The sequence below is a fragment of the Sphingomonas sp. BK481 genome (genome assembly GCF_014194875.1).
GTDB lineage: Bacteria > Pseudomonadota > Alphaproteobacteria > Sphingomonadales > Sphingomonadaceae > Sphingomonas > Sphingomonas aerolata.
Genome location: NZ_JACIAP010000003.1, coordinates 128637 through 144434, shown reverse-complemented (window position 1 = coordinate 144434; position 15798 = coordinate 128637). Strand labels below are relative to the sequence as shown.

Here is a 15798-nt window from a genome sequence, read left to right as displayed (position 1 = left end):
CCTTGGTCCTGGAAAAGAGGGGGCGGGCAGAGGGGAGCGTCGAGGGTCAGCCGATCAGCAGACGCGTGCCGAGCGCGGCGGCAAGCGCGGGAATCATCGTCACCGCGCCGACCTTCAGGAAGCGCAGGAACCCGACATCAAGGCCTTCGCGGCGGATCGCCTGGAGCCACAGGATCGTCGCGAGCGACCCGGTGATCGACAGGTTGGGGCCGAGATCGACGCCGATCAGCAGGGCGTCGACGACGACGCGCGGCGGCTGCGCCTGCGCGACCGCGGTGCTCGCGATCAACCCGGCGGGAAGATTGTTGACTAGGTTAGACCCGAAGGCGAGCGCTGTCCCCGCGGTCATCGCCGCGCGTGCCGGATCGGCGGCCTCTGCACGCAACCACGCCGCGACGTGGCCGATGACGCCGCTATGATCGAGCGCCTCGACCAGTACGAACAGCCCGGCGACGAGCGGCAGCACGCTCCACGACACGTCGCGCACGACCATGAGGGGTGACATGCGTACCAGCAGGCAGATGGCGAGCGTCGTCGCGACCCCGGCGATGCAGGTCGGCAGCCCGAGTTGCACGTCGAATGCCGAGGCCAGCAGCAGCACGACCGCCGTGACGACGATCCCCGCCAGCGCCGCCTTGCCGCCGATGGTCAGCGGCGTGCGCGCGATCTCCGTCTCGCATTGCCCGACGAGTCGTGCACGCTCGGTCCAGCGGAGCGCGACATAGGTCACGACGATCGCCGCGACCGATGGCAGCGCGAACGACGCGAACCACTGGCCGAGCGGGGGCATCGTGCCGCCATAGAGCACGAGGTTCGCCGGATTGGAGATGGGCAGCACGAAGCTTGCCGCGTTGGCGATGAGCGCGCAGGCGAACAGCAACGGCAGCGGATCCGCCTTCGCCTTGCGCGCGGCGGCATAGACGGCGGGCGTGAGCACCACCGCGGTGGCGTCGTTCGACAGAAAGGTCGTGGTGACGATCCCGGTGACATAGACGAGCGCGAACAGGCGGACGGGCGACCCCTGTGCACCGCGCGCGGCGGTCGCGGCGATCCAGTCGAACAGGCCCTGCTGGCGCGCGGTCTCGCTGAGCAGCATCATGCCGATCAGGAAGAGATAGACGTCCATGCCCTTGCCGACCGCGGTCAGCCCCGCGGCGACCGGCAACAGACCCAGCGCGAGCAACGCGACCGCGCCCGCGACCGCCCACACCGCCTCGGGCAGGCGGAACGGGCGCGTGATCACCCCGGCCGTCGCCGCCGCGCAGATCGCCCAGGTCAGGCCAATCCCGGGGGTCACGCGCTGTGTCCGTCGCATTTTCCGCTGCGGCACCGATCCGGCGCGACACGGCAGTCATTATCGCCACAATGACCAGCATAGCCGGTCATCACCCTGGTCCTCGCCATGGTCCTTTCAGACTAGGCGGCGTGATCGGGAAGTGTTGTTGCCCTAATGATTGTGTTACGCATCGATCCGGCCCCTGACATGACTTGCGGACAACTGGTGTCAGGCGCGACAACACAGCAGTAGGGGCAAAGGACCCCGCCGCGATCGTGACAAATCGTTCATGTGGCAATCGGACCCGGATCAACGGGTTTATCGCCCGTTCTCAGCGGCTTGATTGCAGCGGCTGGGCGGCGAGCGGCGGTAAGGCCGGGGCCCGTCCGTCAGGACGTGGCCCCGGCGTCGCGGGTCGATCAGAGGAAGCGGTTGATCAGGTTTTCGAGGCGTTCCTGCTGGCCCGAAACCGGCTTCGGATCGATGTCGCGCTCGACCGCGAGATCGGCGATGCCGGCCAGATCGAGCCCGCCGATCGTGCTGCCGAAGTCACCGTCCCAGCCGGCATAGCGCTTGGCCTTGATCGCATCGACCCGACCATCCTCGATGATCGCGGCAGCGGCGAGCAGCCCCTTCGCGACGACGTCGATGCCGCCGACATGGCCGTAGAACAGGTCGGCCGCGTCCATGCTCTGGCGCCGGACCTTGGCGTCGAAGTTGAAGCCGCCGGTGGTGAAGCCGCCGCCGCGCAGGATCTCGACCATCGCCAGCGTCAGTTCCTCGACCGAATTGGGGAACTGGTCGGTATCCCAGCCATTCTGCGGATCGCCGCGATTGGCGTCGATCGACCCGAAGATGCCGAGCGCGTTGGCGGTCGCGATCTCGTGTTCGAAGGTATGCCCCGACAGCGTGGCGTGGTTCGCCTCGATGTTGACGCGCACCTCATTCTCGAGCCCGTAGCGCTTGAGGAAGCCGTACACCGTTGCGGTGTCGAAGTCGTACTGATGCTTGGTCGGCTCGTGCGGCTTGGGTTCGATCAGGATCGTGCCGGTGAAGCCGATCTTGTGCTTGTGCTCGACGACGAGGCTCAGGAAGCGGCCGAAATTGTCGAGTTCGCGCTTCATGTCGGTGTTGAGCAGCGTCTCATAGCCTTCGCGACCGCCCCACAGCACGTAGTTCTGGCCGCCGAGGCGATGCGTCGCCTCGAGCGCGTCGCGGACCTGCAGCGCGGCAAAGGCATAGACTTCGGGATCGGGGTTGGTCGACGCGCCGGCCGCATAGCGCGGATGGCTGAACGCGTTGGCGGTGCCCCAGAGGAGCTTGCGGCCCGACGCGGCCTGGAGCTGTTCGAGATGGTCGACGGCTTCGGCGAAGAAGCGGCGATGCTCGGTCACGTTGGCGGCATCCGCCATGACGTCGACGTCGTGGAAGCAATAATAGGGCACGTCGAGCTTCTTGAAGAAGTCGAACGCGACCTCGCGCTTGTGCGCCGCGGCGGCCGAGTCGTTGGCGCCGGCATGCCAGGGGCGGTTGAACGTGCCGCCGCCGAACACGTCCGACCCCGGCCAGCAGAAGGTGTGCCAGAAGCACGCGGCGAAGCGCAGATGCTCCTCCATCGTCTTGCCGAGCACGACCTTGCTCTTGTCGTAATAGCGATAGGCGAGCTCGTTGCTGCTGTCGGGGCCCTCATATTTGATCTGGGGGATATCGGCGAAGAAGTCGGACATCGGGGATTCCTATGACTTTGGGGTGATACGGGAATAGGCCTGGCGGAACGCCGCCTTTTTCTCGGCGAGCGCGGCGACGAGGGCGGGGTCGGGGGCGATGCGGTGCGACACGGGCGGTGCGACGCAGACGGTCGCGGGATCGCCGCCATCGACACCAAGCTGCGCGAGCCGCGCGGCGCCGAGCGCGGGGCCGACCTCGCCGCCCTGGAGATAGACGAGTTCGACCTCCATCGCCGCGGCGAGCACTGCGCCCCAGTAGCGCGAGCGCGCGCCGCCGCCGATGACCGCGAGGCGTTCGACCGTCGTACCCGCCGCACGCAGCACGTCGAGCCCGTCGGCGAGCGCGAAGGCGACGCCCTCGAGCACCGCCTGCGACAGACGGCCGGCATCGGTGTCGTTGTCGAGCCGGAGGAACGCGCCGCGGACTTCGGCATCATTGTGCGGCGTACGCTCGCCCGACAGATAGGGGAGGAAGATCTCGGGGCCGCTGGCGGGACCAGCGGCTTCCGCGCGTGCGAACAGGTCGGCCGGGCCGGTCGCGCCGGTGATTCTCGCGACCCAGTCGATGCACGACGCAGCCGACAGATGGACCGACATCTGGTGCCACATGCCCGGCAGCGCGTGGCAGAAGGCATGGACCGCGCTATCGGCGTTGGGACGGAACTCCTTCGTCGCGACGAAGATCACGCCCGAGGTGCCGAGCGAGAGCAATGCGTCGCCGTCCGCGACCACGCCGACGCCGACCGCACCCGCGGCATTGTCGCCGCCCCCCGCCGCGACGGGGACCGGCGGCATGCCCCAGAGTTCGGCGACCTCGGCGGTCAGCGTGCCGGTGATCTCGGAGCCTTCGTACAGCCGTGGCATCTGCGCCTGCGTCAGTCCGCACGCGGCCAGCAGCGCGTCGCTCCAGCTCCGCGCGGCGACGTCGAGCCACAGGGTCCCTGCGCTGTCCGACAGGTCGGACGCCTTGTCGCCGGTCATCAGCAGGCGGACATAGTCCTTGGGCAGCAGCACGGTCGCGATCTTTGCGAAGATCTCGGGCTCATGCTCGCGCACCCAGAGCAGCTTGGGCGCGGTGAAGCCCGGCATCGCGATGTTGCCCGCGATTGCGCGCAGATCGGGCACCGCACGCTCCATCGCTTCGCACTCAGCAAAGCTGCGGCCGTCGTTCCACAGGATCGCGGGGCGTAAAGGGCGGTCGTCGGCGTCGAGCAGGGTCGCGCCGTGCATCTGCCCGGCAAGCCCGACGCCGCGGACCGAGCGGCGGACGGCCGGGTCGATGGCCTGGACCGCGGCGGTCGTCGCGTGCCACCACGCATCGGGATCCTGTTCGGACCAGAGCGGATGCGGGCGCTGGACGCTCAGCGCGGCGACGCCCTGGCCGACGACGCTGCCGGCCTCGTCGAGCACCACGGCTTTTACGCCGGAAGTGCCGATGTCGATCCCGAGGAACATCAGTTGACGAACGGATCGATGGTGGGGATCGAGCCGTCGGGCGCGAACTTCAGCTCGGTCACCTTGACGTTGCGCAGGTGGTTCTTGTTGCTCAGCTGCGTGTCCGCATAGAACAGCCACCATTTCTTGTTCCACTCGATGATCGAATGGTGGCTCGTCCAGCCCTGCACCGGCTTCAGGATATGCCCCTTGTAGGTGAACGGCCCGTACGGATTGTCGCCGGTCGCATAGTTCAGGAAGTGCGTGTCGCCGGTCGAGTAGGTGTAGTAATATTTGCCGCCGCGCTTGAAGACCCACGACGCCTCGAAGAAGCGCCGCTCATGATCGCCGCCAAGGACGGGCTTGCCGGCCTCGTCGAGGATCTGGACGTCGCGCGGCGTCTCGGCAAAGCTCTTCATGTCGGGGTTCAACCGCGCGATCTTGCCTGACAGCGCGGGCTGGTCGTCCTGGCCGAGATCGGTGTCGGAGCCGTTGGGGTCGAACTTGCCGTCCTTCCAGCGCTGCAGCTGGCCACCCCAGATGCCGCCGAAATACATGTAGCTGGCGCCGTTCGCGTCGGTGAACACCGCGGGATCCATCGAGAAGCTGCCCGCGATCGGCTTGGGGTCCGCCTTGAACGGGCCGACCGGGCTCTTCGAGGTCGCGACGCCGATGCGGAAGGTGCCGAGCCCGTTCTTGTCGAGCTGTTTGTCGCGTACCGGGAAATACAGATAATAGGTGCCGTTCTTATAGGCCGCGTCGGGCGCCCACATCTGCTGCGACGCCCAGGGCACGTCCTTCACGTCGAGCGCGACGGGGTTCACCTTCACCGGCCCGCCGATCCGGTCCATCGACAGCACGCGGTAATCGCGCATCGCATATTGGTTGCCCAGATCGTCGTCGGCAGTCGTCACGTCGATGTCGTGGCTCGGATAGACATAGATCTTGCCGTTGAAGACATGCGCGGACGGGTCAGCGGTGTAGATGCTGGTGACCAGCGGCTGCGACAAATAGCGCTTGCCCTCGGGGCTGCGCGGTTCGCCCTGCGGCTTGGCGGCGGACTGTGCGGTCGCGGCCCCGCCCGTGAACAATGTGGGTGCGAGACCCGCCAGCACGGGAACGACCAGAGCGGAGGCGGCCAGCAACGGGACCGCGCGCGCACGGCGGGCGGGCATGGGGAAACGGAGGCGCATGACCTTATGATCCTTCCTAAGAGCTGGTCTTCTACGAGACCTGTCCTCCGCCGGGGCGGGAGATAGCGCTATCATATCCCTCTCGTGCGCCGGAGCAAGGGGGTTCCGCATCGTCGCGCACGAAAAATACCCCATGAAAAGAACGGCCGGCGTCTCGCAACGGGGCGAGTCGTCCATCGAAGCCCGACGACGACGGCCGACTCGGGATCGGATCGCGTGGGGCTTTGCCGCGTCAAGGGGGTGCGCTAACGGTTGGTACATGAACACTTCCTCGATCGGCCGCGTCAAGACGTCGCGGCGCACCGGCGGCGCGCCGACCATCAGCGATGTCGCTCGACTCGCCGGGGTCTCGCCGATGACCGTGTCGCGCGTGATCAACGGCACGAGCAATGTGCGCGCCGCGACGCGCGACGCAGTGACTCACGCGATCGCGACGCTGAACTATGCGCCCAACCCGGCCGCGCGCAGCCTGGCCGGGGCGGGGCAGGTCCGCATCGGCCTGCTCTACAGCAACCCGAGCGCGGGCTTTCTCAGCGAGTTCCTGCTCGGCAGCCTCGACCAGGCGGCGCGCAGCGACGTGCAGATCATCATCGAGAAATGCGACCTGGGCGAGCACGAGATCGCGGTGACGCGTCACCTGATCGAGGGCGGGATCGATGGCATCATCCTGCCGCCGCCGCTGTGCGAGGCGGATGCGGTGCTCGACCTGCTGGCGGCGGCACAGGTCCCGACCGTGTCGCTGGCGAGCGGTCTGCCCGTGCCCGACATGCTGGCGATCCGCATCGACGACCGCGAGGCGGCGCTGACGATGACGCGGCACATCATCGCGCTGGGCCATCGCCGGATCGGCTTCATCACCGGCAACCCGAATTTGTCGTCGAGCGCGCGCCGGCTCGAAGGCTATGCGGCGGCACTGGACGAGGCCGGGATCGCACGCGACGAGTCGCTGATCGCGCACGGGCTGTTCACCTACCGATCGGGGCTCGATGCCGCCGAGACGCTGCTGGGGCTCGCCGAGCAGCCATCGGCGATCTTCTCGTCGAACGACGACATGGCCGCCGCGACGGTCGCGGTCGCACATCGGCGCGGGCTCGACGTGCCGGGCGACCTGACGGTGTGCGGGTTCGACGACACGACCCTGTCGACCGCGATCTGGCCCGAATTGACGACGATCCACCAGCCAATCGCGGACATGGCGCGGTCGGCGGTCGAAATGCTCGCCTCGACCATCCGCCGGTCGCAGGCGATTGATCCGCAGGACCGGCACAAGACGTTCGATTTCACGCTGATCCGGCGCCAGTCCGACTCGGCACCGCGGCGCAGGCCCAAGGTCTCCGTCGACTGATCCGCTACGTGCCACCCGTTAATGATAGCGATATCATAAACGGGTGGCGGGGGCCGATCAGGCGCGGGTGCGCTGCTTCACCGCGTGATCGGCGGCGCGTGCGGTCAGTGCCATGAAGGTGAGCGACGGATTGACGCAGGAGGCCGAAGCCATCTGCGCGCCGTCGGTGACGTACAGGTTGGTCGCCTCGTGCGCGCGGCTCCACGCGTCCAGCACCGAGGTGCGCGGATCGCGCCCCATGCGCGCGCCGCCCATCTCGTGGATCGCGTCGCCGGGGACGTGCTCCTGTTCCGAACTCTTGACGTTGGTCAGCCCGGCACCGCGGAGCATCGCCTCGCCCTGCGCCCGCGCATCGGCCATCATCTTGAGTTCGTTGTCGTGGAAGCGCACGTCGAACCGGAGCAGCGGCACGCCGAACCGGTCGACCTTCGACGCATGCAGCGACACATGGTTGTCGGCATAGGGCAGACATTCGCCGAACGCGCCCATGCTGAAGTGCCACGGCGCATAGTTGCGCATCCCGTGCTTCATCGATGCGCCGAACCCGACGGGTGCCGCGGGCGTGCGATAGGCACCGCCCTGATAGCCATAGCCGCGCTTGAAGCCGACACCGTCGTCGCCGCCGATGTTGCGGAAACGCGGGATGTAGACGCCCCCCGGGCGGCGGCCATATTCGATGAACTCCTGCATCCCGCCGATCTCGCCGTCGACCCCGACGCGGAAGATGTGGTCCATCACATAGCGGCCGAGCGTGCCGCTCGTGTCGAAATGGCTGCGATCGCTGCCCGCCGGACGCGAATTGAGCAGGATCTGCGTCGATGCCATCGCCGAGGCGCAGAGGAAGACGAGGTCGGCCTGGACCGACTGCGCCTGGCCGGTCTTGGTATCGATGTAGCGGACGCCGGTCACGCGCTTGGCCTTGGGATCATAATCGAGGCTGGTGACGACCGCGTCCGACTGCAGCGTCAATCGGCCGGTTGCGCGCGCCGCGGGCAGCGTCACTGCCTGGGTCGAGAAATAGGCGCCGAACGAGCAGCCATTGCTGCACTGGTTGCGGAACTGGCATTTGGTCCGGTTCTGCTCGGGCTTGTCCTCGGTCATGTTGGACAGGCGCGTGTTGATCAGCTTGCGACCGGGGAAGCGGCTCTCCAGATTCTGCTTCAGCCACTTTTCCGCGACGTTCATCGGGATGGGCGGCTGGAATTCGCTGTCCGGCAGATAGGGCAGGTTCTCGCGCGAGCCCGACACGCCGATATATTTCTCGACATAGCTGTACCAGGGCGCGACGTCGCCATAGCGGATCGGCCAGTCGCCATCGATTCCGTCACGCTTGTTCGCCTCGAAATCCTCCTCGCTCCACCGGAAGCACCAGCGTCCCCAGATCAGCGACTTGCCGCCGACCGCCGCGGGCCGGATCCAGTAGAATTTGCTGCCCTCGTCATAGGCATAGGGGTTCAGCCGGTCGTCATTGTAGAAGGCGCGGTTGCTGGGTGCGACATAGCCGTGCTTGGCGATGAAATAATCGCTTTTGACGAGCGCCGGGGGCATGATGTTGCGCGCGGGCACCTCGTAGGCGGGCTTGCCGTCATAGGCATAGCCTTCGCCGTGCTCGACCATCACGCCGCGGTCGAGCATCAGGACGCGCAGGCCCTTTTCGGTGAGTTCCTTCGCAGCGAACCCGCCGCTCACGCCCGATCCTATGACGATCGCGTCGAACCTGTTGGTTGCGGCCATGGTCTTGGTCTCCTGTCTCGGTCAGAAGCGCAGTGCGCGCAGCGTCCGGAAGCTGGTGGTGATGTCGGGCAGATAGGGCGCGGGCGCCTGGTCGTTCTCGACGTAGAAATGCTGCACGCCGGCACTCGACTTGCGCTTGAACAAAGCGGCAAAGTCGAGCGTGCCCTGGCCGACCGCGGTCATGCTGCGATCGGGCCGCATGTCCTTGACGTGATAGGCGTAGAGGCGGTTGGACAGCCGGTCGATCAGCGCCGCGGGATCCTCGCCCGCATGCGCCGCCCAGTAGATATCGAGCTCGAGCTTGACGAGCGCGGGATCGGTTTCCTTGAGCAGCCGGTCGTACAGGCTGACCCCGCCCGGCCGGACCGTGAATTCGAAATCATGGTTGTGATACGCAAAACCGAACCCCGCCGACTTCAGCTGTGTCGCGAAGCGGTTGAAATTGGGCAGCGCGGCGTTCCAGCCCTGTTCGTTGCGATGCTCGTCGGTCATGTACGGCAGCACGACGGTCTTCGCGCCGAGCGTCCTCGCCATTGCCACCGACGGTTCGAACCGCTGAAGCAGCGCGTCATAGCCGATATGCACCGAGGGTGCGGTCAGGCCGAGCCGGTCCATGGTCTTGCGCAACAGCGCGTGATCCATCGTCTCGTACCCGCCACCGCCGAATTCGACCTCGCGGTAGCCGATCCGCGCAACCGCCTCGAGCGTGGCGACGGGGTCCTTCGCGAACAGCTCGCGCACGGTATAAAGTTGCAGGCCGATCGCCTTGAGCTGTGCGGCGGAGGCGGGGGAGATCGAGCGATCGACCAGCGCGAGCGCCGCCACCGCACCGGTGCCCGTAAGCAGGGTTCTACGGCTGAGGATCATGAGGAATACACCTTGTTGACCTGAGAATAGGGGAAGGCACCGTTATATTCGCCGGGGACCGGCAGATATTCGCGTTCCTGCGTGATGCCGATTTCGGACGTGTAGTAACCGGTGATGACGAGCTGCCGGAATGCGGTGAAGAACGCGCCGCCCGACGGCAGGCCGTCGTTCATCGCCAGGGTGAGCAGCGCGTCGTGCTGTGCCGCGGTCGCCCGGGCGCCGGCGACCTTATAGTCCTGCAGACAGCGCGCCTCGATCGAGTCGAGCCCGGCGATGATCGGCACGCGGTCCTCGGGCCGGGCCCAGTCGGCGAGCAGCTTTTCGATAAAGGCCGGGACGTCCGCCGCGATCGCGCCGGGGGTATCGGTGGTCGGCAGGACGCGCTCGCTGAGCGGGGTCATCAGTGCACGTTGTGCAGGCGTGAAGACCGGCGCGCTCGGTGGCCCTTCGCTGATCGGCGGGATACCGGCCGCCGGCTGCTGTACGAGCCCGGCCGCGCGCGCGATCGGGGCATAGAGCGCTGCGCCGAACATGCCGGCGACACCAGCCAGCGCGGTTCTGCGATCGATCATTTACCGTCCTTTCCAAGGTCCTGCGCGATTGCCGCATCGGTCAGCGGGCGGATCCAGATGTTGCGGAACGCCACGGGGGAATCATGGTCCTGCAGCTGGATCGGTGCCGCATCGGGATGCGCGGTATAGCGTGCGACATGGCGCCAGTTGGTCGTGCCGAGCATCGCCTGATGATTCTGGACGAGCACGCCGTTGAGCAAAGCGGTCACGTAAGCCGGCCGAACCAGACTGCCGTCGGCGGCAAAGCGCGGCCGCTCGAACACGATGTCGTAGGTCTGCCATTCGCCCGGTTTGCGCGCCGGGTTCACCAGCGGCGGCTTCCAGCCATAGACCCCGCCCACCGTGCCATCGGCATAGGTCGGGTTCCGATAGCCGTCGAGAATCTGCAGCTCGTAGCGCTGCATGAACCAGATGCCGCTGTTGCCGCGGTCCTGCGAGCTCTTGGTCGGCGGATTGGGCGAGCGGAATTCGAGATGCATCTGCACGTCGCCGAAGCTCTGTTTCGAGACGAGATTGTTCTCGCCGCCGCTTTTTGCGCGCGACGGGATTATCAGCGCACCGTTCTCGATCGGCCAGGCGATGCGATCGGGCTTCCACGCGTCGAGCGAACGGCCGTCGAACAGCACGATCGCGTCGGCGGGCGGACCGCCGGGGGCGGCGGCCGGCGCGACGGCGACGGGCGCAGGGCGGTCGGCGTCGTGGACACGCCATTGGCCGCCGGGCAGCATCGGCGTGTCCTTGAAGCCCGGCTTGTCCTGCGCGGCAACGGACCCCGTTGTCGTCAGCGCCATCGCCGCGACGACCCCCGCCATCACATAGCTCGTCATGCTCTTCCCCCTCATGCCGCGTCGATCGCGCGATAGGCGGCGATCAGGCGATCCTCGCCCGCGCGTCCCACCACCGAATTGCCGTGTTCCATGCCGATCACCCCCGCATAGCGCCGGCCGCGCAGCCAGCGGACGATCGCGGCATAGTTGATCTCGCCCGTCATCGGCTCGTTGCGGCCCGGATTGTCGCCGAACTGGAGATAGCCGATCTCGTTCCAGCAGCTGTCCAGCGTGGGGATCAGATTCCCCGACTGGATCTGCTCATGGTAGAGGTCGGCAAGGATCTTGACCGCGGGGCTGTTCGCGCCGCGGGCGACCGCATAGCCCTGCGCGATCGTCTGCATATAGACGCCGGGATGGTTGGTGCGCGTGTTGAGCGGCTCCATCACCATCGCGATGCCGTGCGGCGCGACGATGTCGCCGGCCCGTCGCATGACGTCGATCACGCGCGCCGTCTGGATCTCGACGGGCAGTTTCGGGTCCATGAAGCCGGTGACGACCGTCATCCGGTTTGCGTTCAGCCGCTTGGCGACAGCGATCGACGCGCGGATATCGGCAAGGAACCCTTCGCGATCCGCGTCGTCATTGGCGCCCAGCAAGGGGCGCGACTTCGCCCATTTTGGCATGCTCGCGACGAAGACGCCCATCGTCATGCCCCGCTGCGCCAGCGCCTTGGCCATCCGCTCCTGGTCGGCGAGGGGGCGGGCCGCGGCCTCATTGTCCTCCCAGGCGGTGAAGCCCTGGTCGGCGGCGAAGGCGATCTGCTCGATCAGTCCGCCGCGGCTCGCAAAGCTGCCCTCATGCGGCGCATAGCCGAGCGAGAAGCGGGCGGCGGTCGTGCCGCGGCGCTGCGCGGCGATACCCGCGGGGAGCAGCGACGCCGCGGCGCCGGCCGCGATCAGCGTGCGGCGGGAGAGCGTCATCGCCGGATCCGTCTCATTTCGAGCCCGCCGCCTTCAGATAGGCGATGATCGCGGCGCGCTTTGCGGGATCCGGGGTCGCGATCGGCATGCGCGATCCGGGGACCTTCTTCGACGGGGCCGCCAGATATTCGCTCAGCGTCGCGTCGTCCCAGCGCAGCTTCGACGCCTTCAGCGCAGGCGAATAATTGAACCCCGGCGACGCGGCGGCGGCACGGCCGACCACGCCGTGAAGATTGGGGCCGATACCGTTGCGGCCGCCCTTGTCGACCGTATGGCAGGCCCGGCAAGCGGCGAAGGCCGGGGGCGCCGCGGCGGGTGTCGTCTGGGCGCTGGTCGGCGCGCAGACGGCGATGAGGGCCGCCGCGCCGATACCGGCTGCGCCAAGCCCGATGAAGAATTTCATTCCGTCTCTCCAGGATAGAGCGGCGACCATTTGCGGTCCGATGCCGCGTTGGCGATCACCGCCTCGATAAACCGCATCGTGCGAAGCCCGTCGACGACGCCGGGGAACCAGCGTCCGCCCTCGCCGCGGACGGTTGCCGCAAAGGCGCGGTACAGATTGGCGAACGCCTCGATATAGCCTTCGGGGTGGCCCGACGGGGTTCGCGTCAGCGTGGCGACGCCGGGCTGCAGCGCGGGGCCGCCGGTGCGGACGATCTCGGCAGGGCGGTCGAGCCAGCGCATGACGAGCGTGTTCGGCTCCATTTGCGCCCATTCGAGCCCGCCTCGCTCGCCATAGACTCGCAGCGTGAGCGCATTTTCCTCGCCGGCGGCGACCTGGCTCGCCTTCAGCATGCCGCGCGCGCCGCCCTCGAACCGCAGCATCGCGCTGACATCGTCGTCGAGCCGGCGGCCTGGCACGTGCGTCGTCAGATCCGCCGAGACCGCCTCGACCCGCAGCGCGCAGACATGTTCGGCGAGGTGGAAGGCGTGCGTGCCGATATCGCCGAGACAGCCGCCCAGCCCGGCACGGGCCGGGTCGGTCCGCCATTCGGCCTGGCGGTTGCCGTCGCCATCGATCGGCAAACTGAGCCAGCCCTGCAGATATTCGACCTGGACGAGGCGGATCGCGCCGAGATCGCCGCGTGCGACGCGGGCGCGCGCCTCCTCGATCATCGGATAGCCGCTATAGGTGAAGGCGAGCGCGAAATGCCGGCCGCTCGCCTTGGCGGCGGCGGCGATCGCCTCTGATTCGGCGACGCTCATCGCCATCGGCTTTTCGCACAGCACGTCGAAGCCCGCGTCTAGCGCGGCAATCGCCATCGGCGCGTGGAGATGGTTGGGCGTGACGACCGCGACCGCCTGCGCGCGGATGTCCGCGGGCAGCGCACGTTCGCCGGCGATCATCGCCTCGAACGACGCGTAGACGCGTGCCGGGGCGAGCCCGAGCTGTGTGCCGGTACGCGTGTTGCGGCCGGCATCGGTGCTGAACGCGCCTGCGACGAGGTCCCAGTCGCCGTCGAGCGCGGCGGCCATCCGGTGGACCGCGCCGATGAACGCGCCCTCGCCGCCGCCGACCATCGCGAGCCGCAGCCGGGTCATGCGCGGTCCTCGGCCAGCCCCAGGATCGCGCGGATCGATGCGCGATCGATCCCGCTGGCGGCGAAATCGTCGAACGGGCGCTCGGTCAGGCGGATGATGTGATCACGGATGAACGGTGCACCCTCGCGCGCGCCGTCCTCGGACCGCTTGAGCGCGCATTCCCATTCGAGCACCGCCCAGCCGGCAAAGCCATATTGCGCCATCTTGCTGAAGATCGCCGAGAAATCGACCTGTCCGTCGCCGAGCGAACGGAACCGCCCGGCGCGGTCGACCCAGCTTTCATACCCGCCATAGACGCCCGATCGGCCGGTCGGGTTGAACTCGGCATCCTTGACGTGAAAGCACGATATCCGGTCGTGATAACGGTCGATGAAGTCGAGATAGTCGAGCTGTTGCAGCACGAAATGCGACGGGTCGAACAGGAGGCGCGCGCGCGGATGGTTGTCGACCGCGGCAAGGAAGCGTTCCCAGGACGCGCCGTCGTGGAGGTCCTCGCCCGGATGCACCTCGAACGCGCAGTCGACCCCGGCATCCGCAAACACGTCGAGGATCGGGGTCCAGCGCCGCGCGAGCTCGGCGAACGCCTCCTCGATCAGCCCGGCCGGGCGTTGCGGCCAGGGATAGACATAGGGCCAGGCGAGCGCGCCCGAAAAGGTCGCATGCGCGGACAGGCCGAGATTGGCGCTCGCACGCGCAGCCAGCTTGACCTGTTCGACCGCCCATTGCTGGCGCTCGGCGGGCTTGCCGTGCAGCTCGGGCGGGGCGAACCCGTCGAACAGCGCGTCATAGGCCGGGTGGACCGCGACGAGCTGGCCCTGGAGATGCGTCGACAGCTCGGTGATCGCGATGCCGTGCGCGGCGAGCCGGCCGCTAAGATCGTCGCAATAGGTCTTGCTCTCGGCAGCCAGCGACAGGTCGATCAACTGCGACGTGCAGGGGATCTGCACCCCGACATAGCCAAGGCCCGCAGCCCATTGCGCGAGTCCGTCGAGCGTGTCGAACGGCGGCTCGGAACCGAGAAACTGGGCAAGAAAGATGGCTGGTCCGCGCAGTCCGGTCATGCTGCAATCTCCCGTCGGGTATCGTCGCGAAACAGGATCTGGAACAGCAGCGCGATCACGGCGGCGGCGATCGCGGGATACCACCACATATGCTGCCAGTCGGCGATGGTCGGCGCGGCGGGCAGCTGCGCATAGAGCATCGCGCCGATCTGCGACCCGAGCAGCATGCCGACGCCATAGGTGAACAGCGTCAGCATCCCCTGCGCCTGTGCGTTCACCCCCTTGGGCGTCGCGATCGTGCCGGTGTAGATCGCGCCCGCGACGAAGAAGAAGTCATAGCAGACGCCGTGCAGCGCGACGCCGAGATAGACCGCCCAGAGACTCGATCCGCCGTCGCCGATCGCGAACAGCGCGTAGCGCGCCGCCCAGGCGATCATCCCGACCAGCAGCAGCGGCTTCACGCCGAATCGGCGATACAGCCACGGCATCGAGAACATGAAGACAAGTTCGGACATCTGCCCGATCGCGAGCGTACCGCCGACATTGGTGATGCCGGTCGCGCCGACATAGGGCGAGGCATAGGCATAATACATGGCGAGCGGGATCGAGATCAGCGTCGCGCAGGTCATGAAGATCAGGAACGACCGCTGGCGGAGCAGCCCGAAGGCCTCGACGCACAGGACCTGGCGCAGCACGCTTTCATCGCGTGGCGCATCGGTTGCGACATTGGGCAACGTGAAGCTGTAGAGCCCGAGCGCGATCGAGACGACCGCTGCGACCCGGAAGATCTGCGGGCTCGCGGACAGGCCCGCCCAGCCGATGATCAGCCCCGCGGTGATCCAGCCGAGCGTCCCGAACGCGCGCACGAACGGGAAATTGTCGGTCCGATCGCCAAAGCTCTTGAGCGCGATCGTGTTCGCGAGGCCCACGGTCGGCATGTAGAGGATCATGTAGCCGAGCAGCAGCCAGACGAAGCTGGCGCCGCGCTCCGGCGTCACGAACGACGGCAGCACGAACAGGATCGCGCCGCCGACGAGATGGAGGATGACCATCAGCATCTTCGGGCTGACATAGCGCGCCGCCGCCATGCCCAGCAGGAACGAGCCGACGATCGACGCGATCGGGCCGACTGAAAAGGCATTGCCGATCAGGTTGCCGATCCCGACGGTCTGCATCGCCAGCCCGAGCGTGACGTTCCACGCACCCCAGACGAAAAACTGCATGAACATAAGCGCACTGAGGCGCGCGGTGAGCATGCCGCCCGTCGCGGTGTCGACACCGCGCAAGGGGGCCGTTCCCAGATCGTCCGCTACCGCCATTCGCCACCTCTCAACCGCAGTTTTGCTGCTTGTCTGAC

14 protein-coding genes are annotated in these 15798 nt (G+C 67.2%); 1 reads left to right on the top strand and 13 read right to left on the bottom strand.

Going from position 1 to position 15798, the window contains the following annotated elements; translation table 11 throughout:
* Positions 1-46: 46 nt before the first annotated feature.
* The 4 genes from FHY04_RS06945 to FHY04_RS06930 form a co-directional block, all read right to left on the bottom strand.
* Positions 47-1315 carry an arsenic transporter gene (locus tag FHY04_RS06945; protein ID WP_183935946.1) on the bottom strand — a complete coding sequence of 423 codons (1269 nt, stop codon included), beginning with the start codon at positions 1313-1315 and terminating at the stop codon, positions 47-49.
* A 380-nt stretch (positions 1316-1695) separates the two neighbouring features.
* Complete coding sequence (xylA, locus tag FHY04_RS06940) at positions 1696-3003, bottom strand: xylose isomerase (RefSeq protein WP_056406591.1); 1308 nt, start codon at positions 3001-3003, stop codon at positions 1696-1698.
* Between the two features lie 9 nt (positions 3004-3012).
* A complete protein-coding gene (gene xylB, locus FHY04_RS06935) occupies positions 3013-4458 on the bottom strand; it encodes a xylulokinase (RefSeq protein ID WP_183935945.1) in 1446 nt (481 codons plus the stop codon).
* The gene (locus FHY04_RS06930; RefSeq protein ID WP_260171375.1) at positions 4458-5630 is read right to left on the bottom strand and encodes a glycoside hydrolase family 43 protein; all 1173 of its coding nucleotides are present in this window, start codon (positions 5628-5630) and stop codon (positions 4458-4460) included. The genes xylB and FHY04_RS06930 overlap by 1 nt, the downstream gene beginning before the upstream one ends.
* A gap of 259 nt (positions 5631-5889) precedes the next feature.
* Here FHY04_RS06930 and FHY04_RS06925 point away from each other — a divergent pair, with 259 nt between their 5' ends.
* Positions 5890-6975, top strand: coding sequence for a LacI family DNA-binding transcriptional regulator (locus FHY04_RS06925; RefSeq protein WP_082451164.1), 1086 nt, complete (start codon positions 5890-5892; stop codon positions 6973-6975).
* A gap of 57 nt (positions 6976-7032) precedes the next feature.
* Here the strand turns inward: FHY04_RS06925 and FHY04_RS06920 are convergent, their stop codons facing one another.
* The 9 genes from FHY04_RS06920 to FHY04_RS06880 are packed head-to-tail and all read right to left on the bottom strand — an operon-like array spanning position 7033 to position 15760.
* On the bottom strand, positions 7033-8709 hold the full coding sequence (locus FHY04_RS06920) for a GMC family oxidoreductase (RefSeq protein WP_031440861.1): 1677 nt from the start codon (positions 8707-8709) through the stop codon (positions 7033-7035).
* A gap of 21 nt (positions 8710-8730) precedes the next feature.
* Positions 8731-9576 (bottom strand): sugar phosphate isomerase/epimerase, encoded by an 846-nt coding sequence (locus FHY04_RS06915; RefSeq protein ID WP_183935944.1) that lies wholly within the window; start codon positions 9574-9576, stop codon positions 8731-8733.
* Complete coding sequence (locus tag FHY04_RS06910; protein ID WP_031394100.1) at positions 9573-10148, bottom strand: gluconate 2-dehydrogenase subunit 3 family protein; 576 nt, start codon at positions 10146-10148, stop codon at positions 9573-9575. Before FHY04_RS06910 ends, FHY04_RS06915 begins: the two co-directional genes overlap by 4 nt.
* On the bottom strand, positions 10145-10960 hold the full coding sequence (locus FHY04_RS06905; RefSeq protein WP_183936164.1) for a DUF1080 domain-containing protein: 816 nt from the start codon (positions 10958-10960) through the stop codon (positions 10145-10147). The genes FHY04_RS06910 and FHY04_RS06905 overlap by 4 nt, the downstream gene beginning before the upstream one ends.
* A 26-nt stretch (positions 10961-10986) precedes the next feature.
* Positions 10987-11898 (bottom strand): hydroxypyruvate isomerase family protein, encoded by a 912-nt coding sequence (locus FHY04_RS06900; RefSeq protein ID WP_183935943.1) that lies wholly within the window; start codon positions 11896-11898, stop codon positions 10987-10989.
* Positions 11899-11911: 13 nt separating this feature from the next.
* Entirely contained in the window at positions 11912-12301 is a 390-nt protein-coding gene (locus FHY04_RS06895) for a cytochrome c family protein (RefSeq protein ID WP_183935942.1), read from the bottom strand.
* Positions 12298-13440 (bottom strand): Gfo/Idh/MocA family protein, encoded by a 1143-nt coding sequence (locus FHY04_RS06890; RefSeq protein ID WP_183935941.1) that lies wholly within the window; start codon positions 13438-13440, stop codon positions 12298-12300. The genes FHY04_RS06895 and FHY04_RS06890 overlap by 4 nt, the downstream gene beginning before the upstream one ends.
* On the bottom strand, positions 13437-14501 hold the full coding sequence (locus FHY04_RS06885) for a sugar phosphate isomerase/epimerase (RefSeq protein WP_183935940.1): 1065 nt from the start codon (positions 14499-14501) through the stop codon (positions 13437-13439). The genes FHY04_RS06890 and FHY04_RS06885 overlap by 4 nt, the downstream gene beginning before the upstream one ends.
* Positions 14498-15760: an MFS transporter gene (locus tag FHY04_RS06880; protein ID WP_236559211.1), complete on the bottom strand. Its 1263-nt coding sequence runs from the start codon at positions 15758-15760 to the stop codon at positions 14498-14500. The genes FHY04_RS06885 and FHY04_RS06880 overlap by 4 nt, the downstream gene beginning before the upstream one ends.
* Positions 15761-15798 lie beyond the last annotated feature (38 nt).

Excerpts from the sequence above, each read along its gene's own strand:
- FHY04_RS06945 (WP_183935946.1), bottom strand. The coding sequence starts at position 1,315 with ATGCGACGGACACAGCGCGTGACCCCCGGGATTGGCCTGACCTGGGCG.
- xylA (WP_056406591.1), bottom strand. The coding sequence starts at position 3,003 with ATGTCCGACTTCTTCGCCGATATCCCCCAGATCAAATATGAGGGCCCC.
- xylB (WP_183935945.1), bottom strand. The coding sequence starts at position 4,458 with ATGTTCCTCGGGATCGACATCGGCACTTCCGGCGTAAAAGCCGTGGTG.
- FHY04_RS06930 (WP_260171375.1), bottom strand. The coding sequence starts at position 5,630 with ATGCGCCTCCGTTTCCCCATGCCCGCCCGCCGTGCGCGCGCGGTCCCG.
- FHY04_RS06925 (WP_082451164.1), top strand. The coding sequence starts at position 5,890 with ATGAACACTTCCTCGATCGGCCGCGTCAAGACGTCGCGGCGCACCGGC.
- FHY04_RS06920 (WP_031440861.1), bottom strand. The coding sequence starts at position 8,709 with ATGGCCGCAACCAACAGGTTCGACGCGATCGTCATAGGATCGGGCGTG.
- FHY04_RS06915 (WP_183935944.1), bottom strand. The coding sequence starts at position 9,576 with ATGATCCTCAGCCGTAGAACCCTGCTTACGGGCACCGGTGCGGTGGCG.
- FHY04_RS06910 (WP_031394100.1), bottom strand. The coding sequence starts at position 10,148 with ATGATCGATCGCAGAACCGCGCTGGCTGGTGTCGCCGGCATGTTCGGC.
- FHY04_RS06905 (WP_183936164.1), bottom strand. The coding sequence starts at position 10,960 with ATGGCGGGGGTCGTCGCGGCGATGGCGCTGACGACAACGGGGTCCGTT.
- FHY04_RS06900 (WP_183935943.1), bottom strand. The coding sequence starts at position 11,898 with ATGACGCTCTCCCGCCGCACGCTGATCGCGGCCGGCGCCGCGGCGTCG.
- FHY04_RS06895 (WP_183935942.1), bottom strand. The coding sequence starts at position 12,301 with ATGAAATTCTTCATCGGGCTTGGCGCAGCCGGTATCGGCGCGGCGGCC.
- FHY04_RS06890 (WP_183935941.1), bottom strand. The coding sequence starts at position 13,440 with ATGACCCGGCTGCGGCTCGCGATGGTCGGCGGCGGCGAGGGCGCGTTC.
- FHY04_RS06885 (WP_183935940.1), bottom strand. The coding sequence starts at position 14,501 with ATGACCGGACTGCGCGGACCAGCCATCTTTCTTGCCCAGTTTCTCGGT.
- FHY04_RS06880 (WP_236559211.1), bottom strand. The coding sequence starts at position 15,760 with ATGGCGGTAGCGGACGATCTGGGAACGGCCCCCTTGCGCGGTGTCGAC.